This window comes from Megasphaera hutchinsoni (genome assembly GCF_001553405.1).
GTDB classification, from domain to species: Bacteria; Bacillota; Negativicutes; order Veillonellales; family Megasphaeraceae; genus Megasphaera; species Megasphaera hutchinsoni.
In genome coordinates this window covers 285387-305035 of record NZ_KQ960952.1, presented here as the reverse complement: position 1 = coordinate 305035, position 19649 = coordinate 285387, and the positions used below count along the sequence as shown (strand labels likewise).

18 protein-coding genes and 1 tRNA gene are annotated in these 19649 nt (G+C 37.6%); 16 read left to right on the top strand and 3 right to left on the bottom strand.

All coding sequences use genetic code 11. The features are described from left to right. Positions 1–3 precede the first annotated feature (3 nt). Positions 4–1077 (top strand): flavodoxin-dependent (E)-4-hydroxy-3-methylbut-2-enyl-diphosphate synthase, encoded by a 1074-nt coding sequence (gene ispG, locus HMPREF3182_RS05445; RefSeq protein ID WP_062485977.1) that lies wholly within the window; start codon positions 4–6, stop codon positions 1075–1077. Positions 1078–1166: 89 nt separating this feature from the next. Here the strand turns inward: ispG and HMPREF3182_RS05440 are convergent, their stop codons facing one another. After that, on the bottom strand, positions 1167–2270 hold the full coding sequence (locus tag HMPREF3182_RS05440; RefSeq protein WP_062485974.1) for an acyltransferase: 1104 nt from the start codon (positions 2268–2270) through the stop codon (positions 1167–1169). Positions 2271–2371: 101 nt separating this feature from the next. Here HMPREF3182_RS05440 and HMPREF3182_RS05435 point away from each other — a divergent pair, with 101 nt between their 5' ends. From HMPREF3182_RS05435 to HMPREF3182_RS07780, 7 genes are all read left to right on the top strand, one after another. Next, positions 2372–2878, top strand: coding sequence for a hypothetical protein (locus HMPREF3182_RS05435; RefSeq protein WP_007392346.1), 507 nt, complete (start codon positions 2372–2374; stop codon positions 2876–2878). Positions 2879–2984: 106 nt separating this feature from the next. Next, positions 2985–3587 (top strand): GTP cyclohydrolase I, encoded by a 603-nt coding sequence (gene folE / locus HMPREF3182_RS05430; RefSeq protein ID WP_062485971.1) that lies wholly within the window; start codon positions 2985–2987, stop codon positions 3585–3587. Beyond that, positions 3577–4419, top strand: a complete 843-nt coding sequence (gene folP, locus HMPREF3182_RS05425) for a dihydropteroate synthase (protein ID WP_007392344.1) — start codon at positions 3577–3579, stop codon at positions 4417–4419. Before folE ends, folP begins: the two co-directional genes overlap by 11 nt. 2 nt (positions 4420–4421) lie before the next feature. Then, the gene (gene folB, locus HMPREF3182_RS05420) at positions 4422–4787 is read left to right on the top strand and encodes a dihydroneopterin aldolase (protein WP_007392330.1); all 366 of its coding nucleotides are present in this window, start codon (positions 4422–4424) and stop codon (positions 4785–4787) included. After that, positions 4780–5286, top strand: a complete 507-nt coding sequence (gene folK, locus HMPREF3182_RS05415; RefSeq protein ID WP_007392332.1) for a 2-amino-4-hydroxy-6-hydroxymethyldihydropteridine diphosphokinase — start codon at positions 4780–4782, stop codon at positions 5284–5286. The genes folB and folK overlap by 8 nt, the downstream gene beginning before the upstream one ends. Continuing rightward, complete coding sequence (locus tag HMPREF3182_RS05410; RefSeq protein ID WP_007392336.1) at positions 5271–5930, top strand: response regulator transcription factor; 660 nt, start codon at positions 5271–5273, stop codon at positions 5928–5930. Before folK ends, HMPREF3182_RS05410 begins: the two co-directional genes overlap by 16 nt. A 71-nt stretch (positions 5931–6001) precedes the next feature. Continuing rightward, positions 6002–7477 (top strand): HAMP domain-containing sensor histidine kinase, encoded by a 1476-nt coding sequence (locus tag HMPREF3182_RS07780; protein ID WP_235808653.1) that lies wholly within the window; start codon positions 6002–6004, stop codon positions 7475–7477. 32 nt (positions 7478–7509) lie between these two features. On the opposite strand, the gene HMPREF3182_RS05400 is transcribed toward HMPREF3182_RS07780, so the two are convergent. Together HMPREF3182_RS05400 and lexA are read right to left on the bottom strand one after the other, a co-directional pair. Further along, positions 7510–7593 (bottom strand) — tRNA-Leu (locus tag HMPREF3182_RS05400). 58 nt (positions 7594–7651) lie between these two features. Then, positions 7652–8266 (bottom strand): transcriptional repressor LexA, encoded by a 615-nt coding sequence (gene lexA / locus HMPREF3182_RS05395; protein WP_007392317.1) that lies wholly within the window; start codon positions 8264–8266, stop codon positions 7652–7654. A gap of 162 nt (positions 8267–8428) precedes the next feature. Here lexA and HMPREF3182_RS05390 point away from each other — a divergent pair, with 162 nt between their 5' ends. From HMPREF3182_RS05390 to HMPREF3182_RS05355, 8 genes are all read left to right on the top strand, one after another. Beyond that, positions 8429–8767, top strand: coding sequence for a LysM peptidoglycan-binding domain-containing protein (locus HMPREF3182_RS05390; protein ID WP_062485968.1), 339 nt, complete (start codon positions 8429–8431; stop codon positions 8765–8767). 454 nt (positions 8768–9221) lie between these two features. Next, on the top strand, positions 9222–10766 hold the full coding sequence (locus tag HMPREF3182_RS05385; RefSeq protein ID WP_062485965.1) for a gluconokinase: 1545 nt from the start codon (positions 9222–9224) through the stop codon (positions 10764–10766). Positions 10767–10779: 13 nt separating this feature from the next. Next, positions 10780–12192: a decarboxylating NADP(+)-dependent phosphogluconate dehydrogenase gene (gene gnd, locus HMPREF3182_RS05380; protein WP_062485962.1), complete on the top strand. Its 1413-nt coding sequence runs from the start codon at positions 10780–10782 to the stop codon at positions 12190–12192. A gap of 24 nt (positions 12193–12216) precedes the next feature. Next, on the top strand, positions 12217–13077 hold the full coding sequence (locus tag HMPREF3182_RS05375) for a MurR/RpiR family transcriptional regulator (RefSeq protein ID WP_062485960.1): 861 nt from the start codon (positions 12217–12219) through the stop codon (positions 13075–13077). A gap of 184 nt (positions 13078–13261) precedes the next feature. Continuing rightward, complete coding sequence (locus HMPREF3182_RS05370; protein WP_062485958.1) at positions 13262–13891, top strand: site-2 protease family protein; 630 nt, start codon at positions 13262–13264, stop codon at positions 13889–13891. A 117-nt stretch (positions 13892–14008) separates the two neighbouring features. Next, positions 14009–14863 (top strand): zinc metalloprotease HtpX, encoded by an 855-nt coding sequence (htpX, locus tag HMPREF3182_RS05365; protein WP_062485956.1) that lies wholly within the window; start codon positions 14009–14011, stop codon positions 14861–14863. A 130-nt stretch (positions 14864–14993) separates the two neighbouring features. Next, positions 14994–17189 carry an ASKHA domain-containing protein gene (locus tag HMPREF3182_RS05360; RefSeq protein WP_062485954.1) on the top strand — a complete coding sequence of 732 codons (2196 nt, stop codon included), beginning with the start codon at positions 14994–14996 and terminating at the stop codon, positions 17187–17189. Further along, entirely contained in the window at positions 17176–19623 is a 2448-nt protein-coding gene (locus tag HMPREF3182_RS05355) for a homocysteine S-methyltransferase family protein (RefSeq protein ID WP_062485951.1), read from the top strand. Before HMPREF3182_RS05360 ends, HMPREF3182_RS05355 begins: the two co-directional genes overlap by 14 nt. The last annotated feature ends 26 nt before the right edge of the window (positions 19624–19649 follow it).

The following is a 19649-nucleotide window of genomic DNA, read 5'->3' as shown; positions in this document are numbered from 1 at the left end:
TACATGAAGGTAAGACGTGTAGCTTTGCCAGTTAAGCTGCGCCATATGGGAATAGGTGGAACCTATCCCATTTCTATTCAGACGATGTCGACAGTAAATCCCAAAGAAGAAGTGGCTGCTGTACAAGATACATTGCGCTTAGCATCCTTAGGTGCTGAAATTATTCGTTTTGCCGTACCAGATATGACGGCGGCAAAAGGATTGCGTGCTGTGGTTGAGGCATCTCCTGTGCCTATCGTAGGGGACATTCATTTTGATTATCGATTAGCTTTACAAGCCATTGATAGTGGTGTGGATGCGTTACGGATTAATCCAGGTAATATTGGCAAAGAAGAACGGGTAATAGAGGTTGTAGAAAAGGTAAAACCTAAGGGGATTCCTATTCGTATTGGTATTAATACGGGGTCTTTGCCGGCGGATATTTTAGCAGCTTATGGCGGGCATCCCAATGCAGCCGCGATGGTAGAAGGTGCTTTGCGGCATATTCGTATTTTAGAGCGATTGGATTATAAGCAGATGGTTATTTCTCTAAAAGCGTCAGAGGTTCCGTTAATGATAGAAGCTTATCAGCGGTTAGCTGATAAGGTTCCTTATGCGTTGCATTTAGGTGTTACTGAGGCAGGTTTGGTTAAGGAAGGAACGATTAAATCGGCAATTGGAATTGGAACGTTACTTGCCGAGGGAATTGGCGATACGATTAGAGTATCTTTAACAGGGGATCCAGCGGAAGAAATTAAAGTTGGGAAGGAAATTTTAAGTGCTTTAGGATTGCGTTCTTTTGGTCCTACACTTATATCTTGTCCTACTTGTGGACGGACTCAAGTAAATTTAATTGGTTTGGCTGAACGTGTACAGGAAGCCATTTCTAAGTTGAAAGTACCGATTAAAGTAGCGGTTATGGGCTGTATTGTTAATGGACCAGGGGAGGCAAAAGAAGCTGATTTTGGTATTGCCGGCGGTATGGGGAAAGGCATTGTTTTTTCGCATGGAAAGGTATTGCGTACCGTTCCAGAGGATCAGCTGGTGGATAGTTTATTAGAGGAAATATATGCTTCTTTAGAAAAAAATAAGGTATAGTGATATTGTTTGATATACAACTAAAAATGACATCGATATATATATCGATGTCGTTTTTAGTTGTATATCAATGTAACGCTAGTAGTTGTTTATTTTCCTTGTAAACAGAGTCGTAGAAAAGAGGGAAGTGAAATTTTGCCTAGGATAGAGGCGTAGATGTAAGAGAGTAAGGTAATACTTACATATAATAACAGGATATAACGAGTAGAAGGAATAATGTGATAATGATTTAATAAACCTGTACCCATACTTAAAAATAACGGATGAATGAGATATATCGGGTATGACGCATCGCCTAGTCGTTGAAAAAAGGTATGCCAAAATGGAGGAAAGGTATGGCATTCCCAAATGTATAGGCAAAACAGCAACGTTGAAACGGTATAACACATCCCGATAGGACTAAGTTGATGGATGGTAAATACAGCTGACAAGGGATCATAGTGCCATGCATGCATAACGCCGAGATAGGCACTTATCATTCCTGCTGTTGTAACTAGTTGAGCAAAACAAAGTAGTTTTCCATGTTGATGAAGCCAATGAAGTACTATTTGCCAATGGGTGGCGACAAAAGCACCGAATAAAAAGATAAAAAGATAATGGAAAATTAGATAATTTAAGCGATAAGCGATAGCATCGTGCCAAAATGAATGGGCGGGAGTTATCCATATATAGGATGAATAATAATTAAATAGCACATTACTAATAAACAATAGAGGCATGATGAGTCGAGGATATTGATTAATGTAGGTTAATAGATAGCGCCAAACAGGCATGAGCAGATAAAACCACAATAAAATGACGAGAAAATACAAATGATACATACCCAAGCCGTACCAAAGAGATTTCAATATCGCTAAAGGATAAAGTAGTTGCACTTGATGGCTTATGGTAGCAGTGTAGAGAAGATAAAAAAGAGACCAGGCTAAATAAGGAATCAAGACTGTTTTCAATCGTTTTTTTATATACTCTAAATAGGAAAAAGATTGGGTTAAAGGATGATTGTAGAATAAACCGAAAGCGGAAAGAAAGAAGAACGCTGGTACGGAATATCGTGATAAAATTTCGAGAATCCCAATTAACCAGATATTAGGATAGGGATTCGTCAATGCAATAGAACCAATGTGAATGGCAATGACACCAAGCATACATAATCCACGCATATTATTTATGGAATAAACAAATCTTTTTGACATTTAGCACCTCTAATTATACAATAAGATATAATGTGGTTATTATATAGGGTTATGTCTATTATAGCAAGTTTTAGTAAAAAACATAGAGAGGGATGTTTTTCATGAATCAAACTGGACAACTTACGCGTACCGCTTTATTAGTAGCACTTACTTTAGTATTACAAGGGATACGTTTAGTATTACCAGTGCCACCACAGGTTAGTTTATTTTTTATTGGTTCGCTCGTTAATGCATGCTTAGTTGTTGCCGCACTACGGTTAAAAGGAAATGGATGGATAGCCATAGCCATCATTACGCCTATCTTTGCTTGGTTAGAGGGTATGTTGCCGTTTCCCTTGTTTATCCCTTTGGTCGCGATAGGCAATCTTGTGTATATTATCATCTTACGTCTATTTAAGTCTTCATCACGCAGTTTGGGAAATATATTAGCAGTCATTGTAAAAACGATCGTATTATTTGGGGGTTTTACCTTATTATTCATGTGTATCAATGTACCACCAAAAGTATCAAAGATGATTTTATTCGCTATGAGTTGGCCTCAACTTATTACGGGAACATTAGGAATTGTTATTGGTCGATTGGTTAGTTCGTATATATCGGAAACATAAGGTGTCAAGTTACGGTTATTTATTGTTGTTATGTTTTGGCTAAGTACATAAAAAGCAAACCGGTATATTAGCAAAAAATGATTTTAATGAAGGAGTATTTTCAATTATGATAGAAATACGACAGCCACAGATACAACGAGAAAAGGCTGTACAGGCAATGCAAACTTTTTTAGAGACCCTCGGCTTAGACCTCAAGGTATTACAGATGGAGAAAACGCCGAATCGGGTAACTGATGCATTTATCAATTTTTTTTCTGGTCTTTGGAAAAATCCAGATGATGAATGGGCACAACCGATTCAAACAGAAGTAGATGGCTTAGTGGCTATTCGCAATATCCGTTTTCAATCCATGTGTGAACATCATTTATTGCCTTTTTTTGGGACAGTACATATTGCTTATTATCCTCATAAAGGAAAGGTTGCTGGGTTTGGTCATTTTGTTAGTGCTGTGGAAACACTGACGAAACGTCCGCAGTTACAAGAACGATTAACACAAGAATTGAGTCTTTCTTTATGTCGTGGTTTGCAACCTGAAGGGGTATTAGTGGTAGTTGAAGCGACTCATTTATGCATGACCATGATGCATGGATTAGCTGGTGATACGAATATTATTACAACGGCAACGGCTGGTATTATTCAAAGTGGTAGTGATATGTATCATCAAGCATGGAATTTATTAATGGAAGGAACGAGTGATGATGGGCGTTGAAATGAGACATTATACATGGACCGATGGAAAAACGTTAACCTTAGGCGAACGGCCTCTTATTATGGGGATTTTAAATGTTACAGCTGATTCTTTTTCTGATGGAGGACAGTGGAATACTGTGGCTAAAGCGATTGCACATATGGAAGAAATGATTCGTGATGGTGCAGATATTATTGATATTGGTGCGGAATCATCTCGTCCAGGTTTTACTCCTATTAGTGCTGTCGAAGAAATTAATAGATTATCACGTTTTTTACCAGACGTATTAGCACATTCAACGGTACCTGTTTCGGTTGATACGTTCAAGGCAGAAACGGCTGAATATGCGATGTCGCTAGGTGCCCATATTATGAATGATATATGGGGTTTGCAATACGCTAAAGAACCTGGAAAAATGGCAAAAGTAGCAGCTAAATATAATGTACCGGTGATTGTGATGCATAATCAAGATACGACAGATTATGGTGATTTGCTTTTAGATATGAAAAAATTCTTTCGTACTTCCGTAGAAATAGCGGTTAAAGCAGGAGTTGATCCATCTCGTATTATCACGGATCCAGGTATTGGTTTTTTTGGCAAAACAACGGAACAAAATATATATATTATCAAACATCTGCATGAATTTACGGCATTACCCTATCCATTATTGTTAGGCCCTTCGCGGAAGGGTTTTATTGGTGATGTGTTGGATCTGCCCGTAACTGAACGGCTGGAAGGAACGGGTGCTGTATGTGTGTCCGGTGTATTACGTGGAGCTTCGATTATTCGCGTGCATGATGTAAAGCCTATTAAGCGTATGTGTATTATGGCAGAAGTACTAAAGGAGAAATAGTGATGGATAGTATTCATTTGCAAGGGTTAACATTTTGGGGATATCATGGTTGTTTTGCAGAAGAAAAAACGAATGGGCAACCATTTTATGTTGATGTCACGTTATATTTATCGTTAGAACAAGCAGGAAAAAATGACACTTTGTCAGAAACGGTTGATTATGGTACAGTATATACTGTAATAAAAGAAATCGTAACAGAAAAATCTTTTTGTTTAATTGAAGCTGTAGCAGAAGATATTGCTCAAACTTTATTGTCTACTTTTGCGATACTAAAAAAAGTAGGGGTAACCGTACATAAACCGCAAGCACCTATTGGTGGATTGGTGCAAGATGTTAATGTGTCTATTGAAAGGGCTGTAAATGAATAGATTTTATCTTAGTATAGGGGCGAATATAGGACAACGGGAACAAAATTTAGCTCAAGCTGTTTTTTTATTACGTGGTGATAATGCTTGCTCGATACAGCACGTTTCGTCATTATATGAAACGATGCCGTGGGGAAAAATAGATCAACCGATGTTTTTAAATGCCGCCTTAACGGTAGATAGTACGTATACGGGATCTGAATTATTGCAGCGATGTTTGCAAATAGAAAAAAAATTAGGACGTATTAGGCAAGAAAAATGGGGGACTCGGACGATAGATATAGATATCGTGTACAGTCGTGATGAGGTCTGTACGAAACCGGATTTACAAATTCCTCATCCTTATTTAACAAAACGTGCATTTGTACTTGTGCCATTACAAGAAATTGAGCCAACATTAGAAATAGAAGGACGTCCCATAGAGGAGTGGCTTACTTTATTGGTAAAAGATGTATCTCAAATACATAAATATAGAAAGGCGAAACTATGGAAAAAATATTAATTGCAGATGATGAACAATTGATGCGTCAATTAGTAAATGACTTTTTAACACCCGAAGGATATGAAGTTATCGAAGCGGCTGATGGTAAAGAAGCGATCGAAATGTATGACAAATATCATCCTGATTTAGTATTATTAGATGTTATGATGCCAGGATATGATGGTTGGACGGTGTGCCGAGAAATTCGGCGTGAATCGATGGTTCCTATTATTATGATTACGGCGAAAGGAGAAGAAATTGACCAATTATTTGCATATGATTTAGGTGTAGATGAATATATTACGAAGCCCTTTAGCCCTAAAATTTTAGTTGCAAAAATCAAGGCGATGTTTCGTCGTTCCACAAAAGAGAGTGAAATGGAACAAGATGGCGTTGCTATTGATAGGGATGCACGACAAGTGGTATTAGATGGAAAGAATATTGATTTAAGTCCTACGGAATATAAGTTATTAAATTACTTAATGAGTAATGCTGGAAAAGCTTTGAGTCGGCGACAAATTTTAAATCAAGTATGGAATTATGAATATTATGGGGATTTACGTACGGTTGATACGCATATTAATCGTTTGCGCATTAAATTAGGGAATAAAGGTTGCTTTATTCAAACTGTACGTGGATATGGCTATCGTTATAATTCAAAATGAAAACATTATCTTTAGGTACCAGAATCTGCTTGTTTATTGGCATTTTTACACTAGTATGTGTGGCGTCTTTAATGCTTGCAATTGGCATTGGCTTTAGACCGTATTTTTCTATGGTGAAGAAAGAAAAAATGCTTTTCGCAGGTTACCAGATAAAAAAATTTTATAAAGAACATCAGTTAAATTACAATGCTTTAGGGCAATTAGGCTATGATTTAGGTGCTGATATTGTTATTGTTCATCAGGGAGAAATTATTTATACGACGTTGCCTATTTATACGGGGCCGGAAGATATTTCATCCGCTAGTGATATTACCTTTTTTATGACTCCTATTGCACCTACGTATTATGGGAGAGAAGAATTACAGTACATCCAAGTACTACGAGATCTATTAGAAGGAAAAAATCCATCGCCTGATAAATTGGATAAAGTGCAGCATTCGCAGCGGAATCGCGAGTTTCAATACTTTAGTTTAGTGGGAAAAATAGATGCTAATACGTATTATATTATTTGTAGTCCCATGTCTACAATTGGGCAATATAGCTCGGTTATTCAACAATTTATTGTTACTATTGGACTTATTTGGATTTTTGCTGCGCTTTGTTTATCTTTCTTTGTTTCGCGTTGGATTACGTTGCCTTTACGTGAGTTACAGCATATTTCAGCGGCTATGGCAAAATTGGATTTCACTAAGAGATGGCGACAAAATCGTACGGATGAAATTGGTTCTCTCGGGAAAAGCTTTAATGATTTAGCAAGACAGTTGCAAGGTGCGTTAGCGGCAAGAAATAAAGTAAATAACCGTTTACAACACGAATTATTTAGGATTAAAGAATTAGAATCGATGCGACAGAAATTTTTATTTGCTGTTTCGCATGAATTGAAAACGCCTTTAGCAATTATTCAGGGGTATGCTGAAGGATTAGAAACGTTATCATTGGATGAAGAGACCCAAAGAAAATATTGTCGTATCATTCAGCGAGAAGCAGGAAAAATGGGTGGGTTTGTAAAAGATTTACTTGATGTATCGCGATTGGAAATGGGAACGTTGGAGTTACAACCTGTTTTTTTTGATTTTGCAGCATTAATTTATGAAGTGCAAGAACAATTTTCACAGGTGATTAGGAATAAAAATATTAAAGCTCATTGGGATATTCCTCATAAAATTACTGTTTTTGGCGATCCTGCTCGAATTGAAGTTATTATTAATAATCTTATTAGCAATGCTATTGATTATACCTCACCGAATCATGAAATGCGTGTTTTTGTAGAAGATATTCCCCAAGGGTATCGTATTAATATTTATAATCAAGGTATTACGATTCCGCCAGATGAGCAAAAATTAATTTGGCAACCTTTCTATAAAGTAGATACATCGCGGACACGAAAGATAGAAAGAACGTTTGGTGGACATGGTCTTGGGTTAGGAATTGTTGCGGCTTTGGTTTCGTTACACTGTGAATCTTATGGTATGCGTAATGAAACGGACGGGGTGACGTTTTGGTTTACCCTTAGCAAAGATGAATCGAAATATAAAAAAAGTAAATAAAAAAGACACTTCTATCATAGAAGTGTCTTTTTTGGTGCGAGTGGAGGGACTTGAACCCTCACGCCGTGAGGCACTGGATCCTAAGTCCAGCGCGTCTGCCATTCCGCCACACTCGCAAGTCTGATGATTATTATAGCATATCATTAAAGGTGGTTCAAGTCATATAGATAAAGTTTAATAGCGCCGAAATACACCAATTACTTTTCCTAGAATAGAGCAATGTTTTGTGTATATTGGTTCATAGGCATCATTTTCTGGTTGTAGTCGAATACAATCTTTTTCGAGGTAATAGCGTTTTACTGTTGCTGAATCATCAAGTAAGGCTACGACAATATCGCCGTTGTGAGCGGTGTTTTGTTGTCGCACAATCAGTAAATCACCTTCTAAAATGCCTGCATCTTGCATACTATCACCTTTTACCGATAATAAAAAGGCGTCATCTTCACCGATAAATTCAGCAGCAAAAGGATAGACATCTTCTACACATTCTTCTGCTAATAAAGGTTCCCCGGCACGGACTTGTCCAACGAGAGGTAACGGCGTTAGTTTTTTTGAACGCCAAGTGCTTTCATCGACCAATTCAATTGTACGATTTTTAGAAGGATCACGACGAATAAATCCTTTGGTTTCTAGTGTTTGTAAATAACCGTGAACAGTAGAAGTAGAGCTAAGGCCTACTTCTTTACAAATTTCTCTTACCGAAGGTGGATAGCCATAGTGATGTATGCAATTACGAATATATTCTAATATTTGGCGTTGCCGTGTTGTTAATGTTGTTTCTGAAGTCATAAGCTACTACTCCTTATATTAATATATTTTAATTATAGCTGATATATAGAATGAATTCAAACGTTTGTTCTATTTTTTGTTGACAGAACGAATGTTCGTTGATATAATAAATTCAACAAACAAACGAACGTTCGTTCTATAAATATAGAAGGAGTGACGATTATGAAACGAGTACATAAAAAAGCTACATATACTATACAAAAAAGAATGGCCTCTTTATTTTGCTTATGTGCTTTTATCTTAGTTGTGGGCAGCCAGTTGGGATGGGTATCTCCTGCTAAAGATATGACGTATGTTACTGTGCAGGTGCATGAAGGTGATACACTGTGGCACTATGCTCATGTTATAGCTGAGCAACATGAAGATGTTCGGCCAGTAGTCGATCGGATTGTTACGATTAACGGTTTGCAAGAAGATGAAAGTTTACAACCAGGGCAAATGTTAAAAATACCAGTTTTGGTTACACAAGCAGATGAAGTTAGGGCAAAACTTAATAGCTAGTGGCAAGAATTTAGACTGTATACTGTATTGAAAAATAGGTTATTCTATCTGTGATACGAGTAAAAACACCAAAAAATAGTGAAATAGATAACACCGTCAGATGATGGTGTTTTTTTTTGCAAAACGATAGGGCTAATGCAAGTATATAGTACAAGGTTACGGTTAGTTCCTTCTTTGAAAAGTTACTGTAAAAAAGAGAGATAATCAGTAGCGGTGAAAAAAATGTCACGTTTCTTAGGATAACGTTATTTTCATGTAGAGGGGCTTATTATGTATAATACCAATAGTGGTGGTGCGACTAAGAATTATTCTAAGGACGATTAGAATTTATCGTATTTATGATAATACTATATCAAAAGAAATGTTATAAAATGAAATGATTGTTGCTTTTATTAAAGAGGACACATATAATATACAGTATAGGTGCGTATTCATATAGAAAGGATGGAAAAAAATGAATTTAGGAATAACTACCTCCGTTTGGATTGGCGTGGATGTAGGAACTACGGGTGTACGGGCAATTGCCTATACAGCAGATGGAGAAAGAATATGTGGCTTTGAAGCATTTTATCCATTGATGACGCCGCATCCTGATTGGGCAGAAGAAAGTCCATTACAAATATATGATGCTGTTGTGGATGTGATTAAGAAGACGTCTCATCAATTACGGTATAAAAATAAAGTATTACAAGGTATTGTGTTAAGTACGGTTATGCATAGTTTTGTAGGGCTGAATAAAGAAAAAGAACCTATTATGGATATGCAAACATGGGCAGATAGTAGAAGTGCTTCTGTGGTACGAGCTATTAAGTCTGATGGTAATACAGAACGTATTTTTTACGAACGAACAGGCTGCCCGATTCATGCATGTTATCCTTTAGCTAAAATTAAGTGGTTACGGGAAAATCAATCCGAATTATTTGCAAAAATGCAATATGTCGGTTCGATTAAGGATTATATTTTTTATCATCTGACAGGTGAATGGCTAATAGATCGTTCAACTGCTTCGGCAAGTGGCATCTATAATGAACATACTCTCGCATGGGATGATGATATTTTATCGTACATAGGTATTAATAAGGAATATATGCCACCAGTCGTATCTACTACTTATCGTAGTGCATTGTCAAAAAACGCAGCTCTTGCAATGGGATTACCCGTGGGGATGCCTGTCGTTATCGGGGCAACGGATGGTGTGTTAGTAAATGTAGGGATTGGTGCGGTAGCACCAGGCCAATTAAGCGGGACGATAGGAACAAGTGGTGCCTTGCGGATGCTCATTGATAAACCACGTGTGGACGCACAAATGCGTACATGGTGCTATAATTTAGTTGATAATATATGGGTAGCTGGAGGTGCTATCAATAATGGCGGTATTATTTTACGGTGGTTACGAGATAATATTTGTCATTATGGGGGCAGCACATTGGAACATTTAGATATTGATCCATATGATTTGATGACGATGAAAGCGGAACACGTGCAACCTGGTTCTGAAGGGTTGATTTGTTTACCTTGTTTTACCGGTGAACGAGCTCCGTATTGGAATTCGGAATTGCGCGGTATGTTTTTTGGTTTTTCCCTAAATCATAGTCGTTCTCATATGATTCGTGCGGCGATGGAAGGAATTTGTTATAGTTTAAATAGTGTTATGTCTGCTTTGCGTGAATTTGACACCATTCAAGATATTCGTGTTAGCGGTAGTTTTACAAAATCAAAATTATGGTTGCAGATGTTAGCGGATATTTTGAATGAACCGTTAACCCTGCCTGATAATAGTGAAGGTGCTGCGTTTGGTGCAGCTGTATTAGGTTTTATTTCTGAAGGCGTATTACACGATATATCTGATACAGCACATTTAGTTCATTCTCAAAAAGTATATACGCCGCAACCTGAAAATAGAGTGATATATGAAGCATTGTATGGTGTGTTTGAACGACTATACCATCGTTTGCAAGATGAATTTGCGATTATTACAGCATATCAAAATAAATTATAAGTAGGAGGTTTTTATGATTTTACATACCATAGGCGTGCTTGGCATGGGGGTTATGGGAAGCAATTTAGCACTTAATATGGCTGACCATGGTTACGATGTAGCTGTTTATAATCACACGCCTCAGACAACAAGACAGTTTGTTCGTATGAATCCGCATGAACATATTACGGCGTATTACGATTTGGCTACTTATATCCAGTCATTAGAGCGACCACGTAAAGTGATGTTTATGATTAAGGCTGGGGAGCCCGTAGACACGATGATAGATAAGATTTTACCGTATTTAGAAGCAGGAGATATTCTTATTGATGGTGGAAATTCTTATTTTAAAGATACACAACGACGGGTAAAACACTGTCAAGAACAAGGTATTCATTTTATAGGTATGGGAATATCCGGTGGTGAAAAAGGAGCGAGACGAGGACCGGCGATTATGATTGGCGGGGCTAAAGAAGCGTATGAAGAAATTCATGCTATTTATAACGATATTGCCGCGAAGGCACCTGATGGCAAACCTTGTTGTGCATATATGGGTCCCGATGGAGCCGGTCATTTTGTTAAGATGGTGCATAATGGTATTGAATATGCGGATATGCAATTAATCGCTGAAGCTTATTTGCTATTAAAATATGTGGGGGCATATGATAATCGTAATTTAGGTAATATTTTTCACCAATGGAACCAAGGTGAACTACATAGTTACCTCATCGGTATTAGTGCGGATATTTTTGCGGAAACTGATGAAAATCATAAATTTGTATTAGATTATATTGTTGATAAAGCGGAACAAAAGGGAACCGGACGGTGGACATGTTTGGAAGGCATAGAGGAAGGCGTAGATATTTCTCTTATTATGGCAGCATGTAATGCCCGTGTGTTATCGCAAGCAGTTGAAAGAGAAAAAGCTAAACAAATATATCCTTCGGGCGATATAACAGTCCAGCATACAGATGCATTTATTGAAGCTGTACGAAGAAGTTTATATGCAGCTAAAATAGTGGCCTATGCACAAGGATTTTCTTTATACAAACAGGCCTCACAAGTATATCATTGGCAGTTACCGTATCAACGCATAGCGGAAATTTTTCGTGCAGGATGTATTATTCAAGCTGATTTTTTGAGTACGATTAGTCAAGCTTATGAAGGTGATTCCCAGTTGGATAATTTATTATTTTATCCATTTTTTATTGATCATCTTAAAGCGGGAGAAGCAGCATTGCGGCATGTTGTAGCTATAGGAATTGCATCGGGGATTCCTATGCCTGCCTTTACTAATGCTATTACGTATATTGATGCATATCGCAGTCCTTGTATGGGGGCAAATTTGATACAAGGATTACGTGATTATTTTGGTGCACATACGTTTCAACGGATCGATCAAGAAGGGGCAGTACATCACTTATGGCAAGAACACTATAAAAAGTAATTTTAGACGGAGGAGGAGATGATCATGACGCTTGCACATATGCAATTATTTCCTTTTTTACGTAGTGTTTATGGGGAATTGACCAAAACAGAAAAACGTATTGCTGATTATATGATGAACAATGCGATGCAAGTAATGGATCAGACAATTACAGATATTGCAAAGCATACACAGAGCTCAGAGATTACCGTTTCTAGATTTTGTAAAAAAGTCGGTTGTCATGGACTACAAGAAGTAAAAAGACAACTCACGACAGGCCTTTCAGTAGCTTTAACTGAAGGATATCATGATATACAAGGGGAAGATTCAAGTTATACGGTCATGTTAAAGATATTTAGAAATATAACAGAGGGATTGCAAGATACGGCATCCCTCTTAGATTATGCTCAAATCGAAAAAGCTGTGGAACTCCTGCAAAAGGCGGATCGTGTAGTGGTATATGGGTTTGGTAATTCCGCAACGGTATGTCAAGATATAGCTACAAGATTTTTGCGATTAGGTCTTGTAGTTCAAGCGTATAGTGATTCGCATATGCAGGTTACATCGGCGACATTGTTACATGCGGATGATGTCGTGATTGCCGTTTCACATACGGGACGATCAAAAGAATTGATTCACTCTGTACAAGTGGCCAGAAAACGAGGTGCTCGCATCATTGTAATTACTAGTCATGGGCAGTCCTATTTAGCTAAGCTAGGAGATATATGCTTGTGTGGAATGGGAAGAGAAGTTCAATTTACATCAGAAGCAAGTTCTTCTCGGCTTATTCATATGGCAATCGGGGATATTTTATATGCCCGTTTGACCATGTTACGTTTGTCTAGTTTTAATGAAAATATGGAAAATATGCGGCGAGAAATCCATAAGCAAAAATTACCTTTGTAACGGTATGCAATTATTGAATAAAGAAAATCGGGTTGATGTCTTCCAATCGATAAAAATAATGATATAATAGAAACAATCGTTTTTGTTGAGGTAAGTTATATTCCTACATGTGTTACATCGATATAGTAAGAACATGGTTATAATAAATAACAAAAACGTATACACTTATTTAGGAGGACGCGTTATGTTTCATTGGGATTTGATTCAGTTTGTTGCCAGTGTGCCGGGATTATTATTAGCCATAACGATACATGAATATGCTCATGCTTTGATGGCTGTAAAAATGGGGGATATGACACCTAAATTTGCCGGTCGATTAACATTAAATCCATTTGCGCATCTTTCCGTGACTGGAACCATTTTTTTGTTATTGCTTCAATTTGGTTGGGCTAAGGGCGTTCCTGTTGATGGGCGTAATTTTAAAAATTACTACAAAGGGGAAATACTTGTTTCTTTAGCAGGTCCGTTTGCCAATTTTCTCTTTGCTTTTATCGCACTAGCTATAGATATATTTTTGATGTCACGGGTTTCGTTTTCTATGCCTGCGTTGGAAATGGTTTTACAACTTATTGTTTTGTATAATATCAATTTTGGCTTTTTCAATTTATTACCTATTCCACCATTAGATGGTTCTCATATTTTATGGTGTATATTGCCGGGGCAATATAGGCGAAAGTATTTTTTCATATTAGAAAAATATGCCTTACTTATCTTCCTTGTTATACTAGCAACGCCTATTTTAGGGTATATATTGATTCCTGCACAGCAAGGGATTTTACACTTTTATATGTTTTTATTAACGCCGTTATTATAGGGAAAAATTTATCCCAATGCTTGCGAAAATGGCATAATCATTGACAAAAACTATGTTTTTACGTATAATAAAAATATAAATTAAACTTTTTGACCTTTAGGAAAGTAGAGGGTTACTATGAACAGTGTAAAAACAGCGTTTTTAATGACGTTATTAGCCTGTATTATGATGGCGATAGGTGGGATTTTTGGTGGTCGTTCGGGATTATACATCATGTTTATTATTGCGATTGGCATGAATTTTTTTTCATACTGGTTTAGCGATTCGATGGTATTACGTATGTATCGGGCAAGAGAAGTAGATGAACATCATGTTTTGTATCAAATTGTTGCTGAATTAGCGAAAAAAGCAGAATTACCGATGCCGCGTGTATATATTATCCCGACAGATGTGCCCAATGCTTTTGCAACTGGGCGAAATCCTTCGCACGCCGCTGTTGCTGCAACGGAAGGAATTTTAACATTATTAGATAAAGATGAAATGCGTGGCGTCTTGGCTCATGAAATGTCACATGTATTGCATAGGGATATTTTGATTAGTACGATGGTCGCTTGTTTTGCTAGTGTGATTACGATGTTAGCCAATGTAGCTCAATGGGTAGCTATATTTGGTCGCGGTGGCGATGATGATGATGGAAATAATCCTGTTGCTTTGTTGGTTACCATTGTGATTGCACCTATTGCTGCTGCGTTGATACAGTTTGCTATTTCTCGAACAAGAGAATATATGGCGGATGAAGAGGGTGGAAAATTATGCGATGATCCAATTTCTTTGGCACGTGCATTAGCTAAAATAGATAATTATGCCCATCATAGAGTTATGCCGGGAGCAACAAAGGCAACGGCTCATTTATGTATTATTAATCCACTAGCGGGGATTCGCGATGGCATGTTAAATTTATTTAGCACACATCCATCTACGGAAAAGCGTATTGCCAAACTACAGGAACTTGATCGAAAATTGCATGGATAAGTAGATTTTATGAAGCGGACCAATAAGGTTCGCTTTTTTTATTTTTGTTGACAATTTGTTGTAATTGCTAGAAGTACCTTTGTAAGTAGTGTATAATACAACCCATACACGAATAAAAGGAGAGAAAATCATGTCATATCAATCGAATAATACTAGTGTTTCAGATATACGTATAGTGAATAGTCGTATGATTCTTCCTTTAAAAGAAAGGGTTTTACAAGTAGCGGGATATGGCAAAAATAGTATAGGCTATGATAAGGGGGAGAAATATTATAGTCAGCTATTGCCTTCTTTTCGAGTAACTGTACAAGCAAAAGGGGCATTCACGTTAGATCTGGTAAATAATCAATTATATGCAGTGCTGACGCTAGGTTCAAGCATTGATAAATGGATTGATCGACAATTTGAAAAAGGAGATTTTTTTGCGGGCTATATAGCTAATGCAATGAGTGATGCTGGATTATATCAATGGGAAGAGCAAGTTTTACAATATATTGAAGAGGCTTGTCGTCAAGCGAATGTGGGTATTATCAAGCGCTATGAACCTGGAATGAATGTGCCTTTAGGGATACAGATTAAATTAGCTACGGCATTAGCTACTCAGCGGACATTGAATGTTACGTTAGACGAAAAATGTATATGGCATCCTTTAAAAACGATGAGTATCCTTTTTGATATTCGCAAAGGTAGCACGGAGATGAATAGTAAGCATGATTGTAGTCAGTGTAGTCGTGAACATTGCTTTATGAAAGCCGAACCGACAAAGGCGACAGTTAGGATAAATTGTCCGGCGGGAGAAGCGGTTCAGCACTATTTACAAGCACAACAGGTTTTTTTGCCGCATGATTGTGGAGGTATGGGTAAATGTGGTAAATGTAAAATTAGGGTGTTACAGGGAGATATACCGATTACTACTGCTGATAAGCAGGTGTTTACAGAAAATGAGTTGCAGGCAGGATGGAGAATGGCTTGTCAAAGTGTAACTAAAACGTCGACACTATTAGAAGTGCCGAAACAAGAAAATACATATCTTGCTTTAGGACAATCGGCAACAAACAATACAGATATATCTTCCGTTGCTGATTTAGGGATAGCCATAGATATTGGAACGACAACGCTAGCTCTATCTCTCGTAGATATATCAAAACAACAGGTAATTGATACGATTACGGGTGAAAATGGTCAACGTATTTGGGGAGCAGATGTAGTTAGCCGTATTCAAGCTTCTTTACAGGGAAAGGATAAGGAACTACAACATATTATTCAACAAAATATAGTAGAATTGATTCGTCGCTTAATGCATATACAGGGAAATCTTTATTCCCATATTCACCATATTGTTATTTCTGCTAATACGGTTATGTATCATTTATTACGTGGTTTTTCTTGTAAAGGATTGGGGAGCTGGCCATTTGCACCAGTTTCGTATGGTGGAGAAACTATTCCTTGTCAACAGATATTACCACAGATACTAGAATTGTCAGGGTGTGATGTAACCTTTTTACCGCATTTAAGTGCATATGTTGGTAGTGATATTACGGCAGGGATTTATTTATGTGACATGACGAAATATAAGGATATATCGTTGTTAGTTGATTTAGGAACAAATGGTGAAATCGCTCTTGGTAATTGCGATCAGTTGCTGGTTGCATCTGCTCCAGCGGGGCCAGCATTTGAGGGCGGTAGTATTCAATATGGTTGTGGCAGTATTCCTGGTGCTATTAGTCAAGTAGAGTTTCGATATGGTTCTTTTTTTGTACGGACAATCGGAAATCTTCCGCCAAAAGGGATTTGTGGTACTGGTTTAGTTGCTGCTTTAACTGCTCTTAGACGAGCAGATTATGTGGATGCATATGGAACGTTAGTAGAGCCGTGGCAAGAACAAGGGGTACCGTTGGTACAACAAGAAACGGGAGAATTTATTTATGTTACACAACGTGATATTCGTGCATTACAAATGGCAAAGGGTGCCATTCGGGCAGGAATGGAAATTGTGCTAAAAAAATATGGTATAACATGGCAAGAGATAAAGCATTTTTATGTAGCTGGTGGGTTTGGATATTATCTACAACCAGCTATGGCAATTGATATTGGGCTATTACCAAGTGATTTAGTTGTACCGATTCAAACAGTAGGTAATACGTCTTTACGAGGTGCTACGGCAGTTTTATATGATCCTTCTTGCATAGAGGAAATGAAAATACTTCGACAGAAGACAAAGGAATGTATTTTGAGTAATGATGCATCTTTCCAAGATATATATATTAACGCGTTGAATTTTTCAGGTGGAATGGTAGTAAAGGAGGAAGTATATGAAAAGAGATGAATTTCATGCATGGCTCAAGGAAGGTATTCTTTTTTTAGATGGGGCAACGGGAACTAATTTACAAGCGGCAGGAATGCCTGTTGGTGTTTGCCCAGAAGCATGGATTTTAGAAAATAAACAGACGATTATTGTACTACAACAGCAATTTGTACAAGCTGGGACGGATATTTTGTATGCACCAACGTTTACGGGAAATAGAATTAAATTAGCCGAATATGGGTTGGAAGATAAGATCGTAGAAATAAATACACAACTAGTGTCTTTTTCTAAAGAAGCGGCGCAGGGAAATGCAAAAGTAGCTGGTGATATGACTATGACGGGGCAGCAATTATATCCTTTAGGCGAATTGACTTTTGAAGAATTAGTTGATGTTTATCGAGAACAAGCACAGATTTTATATGATGCAGGTGTAGATTTATTTGTGGTTGAAACGATGATGAGTTTACAGGAAACGCGTGCTTGTGTTTTAGCTATTCGGGAATGTTGTGATCTTCCCATCATGGCAAGTCTTACTTTCGAGGCTGATGGGCGAACGTTGTATGGAACGCCACCAGAAGTAGCGGTAGTAGTATTACAAGCAATGGGAGTGGATGCAGTAGGGTTAAACTGTTCAACTGGACCAGAAGATATGGTAGAGATTGTAAAAACGATGCATGCGTATGCATCCATACCTATATTAGCTAAGCCTAATGCGGGATTACCTGAACTAGAACAAGGGCATACGGTATATAAAACAACACCGGAAGTATTTGCTGAAGCGGGAACGGCTTTAGTTCATGCTGGAGCACGGATTATTGGCGGTTGTTGTGGTACAACGCCTGAACATATTAAGGCGTTAAAAGAAGCAATGAAACATCTTTCTCCACTTCCTTATAAGGCAGAACATAGACGAATAGTGACATCAGAGCGAAAGATACAAGAAATTGACTTACATGGTTCATTTTGCGTCATTGGTGAACGTATTAATCCAACGGGAAAGAAAAAGTTACAAGAAGAATTACGAGCAGGTTCCTTGCGTCTGGTACGTACGATGGCCCGAGAACAAGAAGAACGTGGTGCCGCTATCTTAGATATCAACATGGGAACGAATGGTATTGATGAAAAAGATATGATGGTGCGAGCTATTTATGAAGTTACTTCGGTTACGGGTTTGCCTCTTTGCATTGATTCTAGTTATCCTGAAGTATTGGAAGCGGCGTTACGCATTTATCCAGGTCGAGCATTAATTAACTCTATTTCCTTAGAAACAGATAAAATAAAGCAGGTGTTACCATTAGCTAAAAAATATGGGGCTATGTTTATTGCTTTGCCTGTATCAGATGAAGGCATTCCTCAAACGATTGAGGAAAAACATGCAATTATTGAACAAATTGTGGAAAAAGCAAAAGAATTTCATTTAACGGAAGCCGATATTGTAGTTGATGGCTTGGTCGCAACTGCTGGTGCTACGCCTACGGCGGCATTAGATTGTTTGGCTACTTTTACCTATTGTAAAAAACGAAATTTAGCGACTGTATGCGGGTTATCTAATATTTCTTTTGGTTTGCCGCAACGGACATATGTCAATATGACCTTTTTAGCGATGGCTATTTCTGGGGGCTTAAATTTGGCGATAGCTAATCCGTCGCAAGATATGCTGATGAATGTAGCAGCTGCCGCGAATATGTTGATGCATCGGCCTGAAAGTGATATCGCTTATATTAAGCAGATTCAATTATTTGAAAAACATTCAGCTGAAGAACAAACGATGATTAAACGAACGCAGATAACGAATACAACATCAACACTAGAATCAGCACCCAAAAAGGAAAATGATAATAAAGTATATCGTGCCGTATTAGAAGGTGAAAAGGATGAGATTGTTTCTTTTGCTCAAGAAGAGCTTAATAAGGGCATGAAACCAGAAGATATTATTAATCACTTACTCATTCCCGCAATTAATGAAGTAGGGGAATTATATAATAAGCAATTATATTTTTTACCACAATTAATTGCGAGTGCTAATACGATGGAACAAGCGATTTCTTTTTTAGAGCCACAAATCAAGCGTGCATCGAATAAAATGGCAATGCCTACTATTGTTATTGCGACGGTAGAAGGCGATGTGCATGATATTGGTAAAAATTTGGTGGGGTTAATGCTACGTAATTATGGATATCATGTCATTGATTTAGGCAAAGATGTTCCGGCAGAAACTATTTTGGATACGGCTTTAAAGGAACATGCCGCGATAATAGGGCTTTCTGCATTAATGACAACAACGATGATGCGAATGAAAGATGTCGTATTATTAGCAAAAGAAAAAGCTTATACAGGGAAGATAATCATTGGTGGTGCTGCCGTTACACCTAGTTTTGCTGAAGAAATAGGAGCTGATGGGTATTCCAAAGATGCGGCTGATTGTGTAAAATTAGTGAATACGCTATTGGCATAAGTAGTAGCTTTACAAGGAAAGTAGCT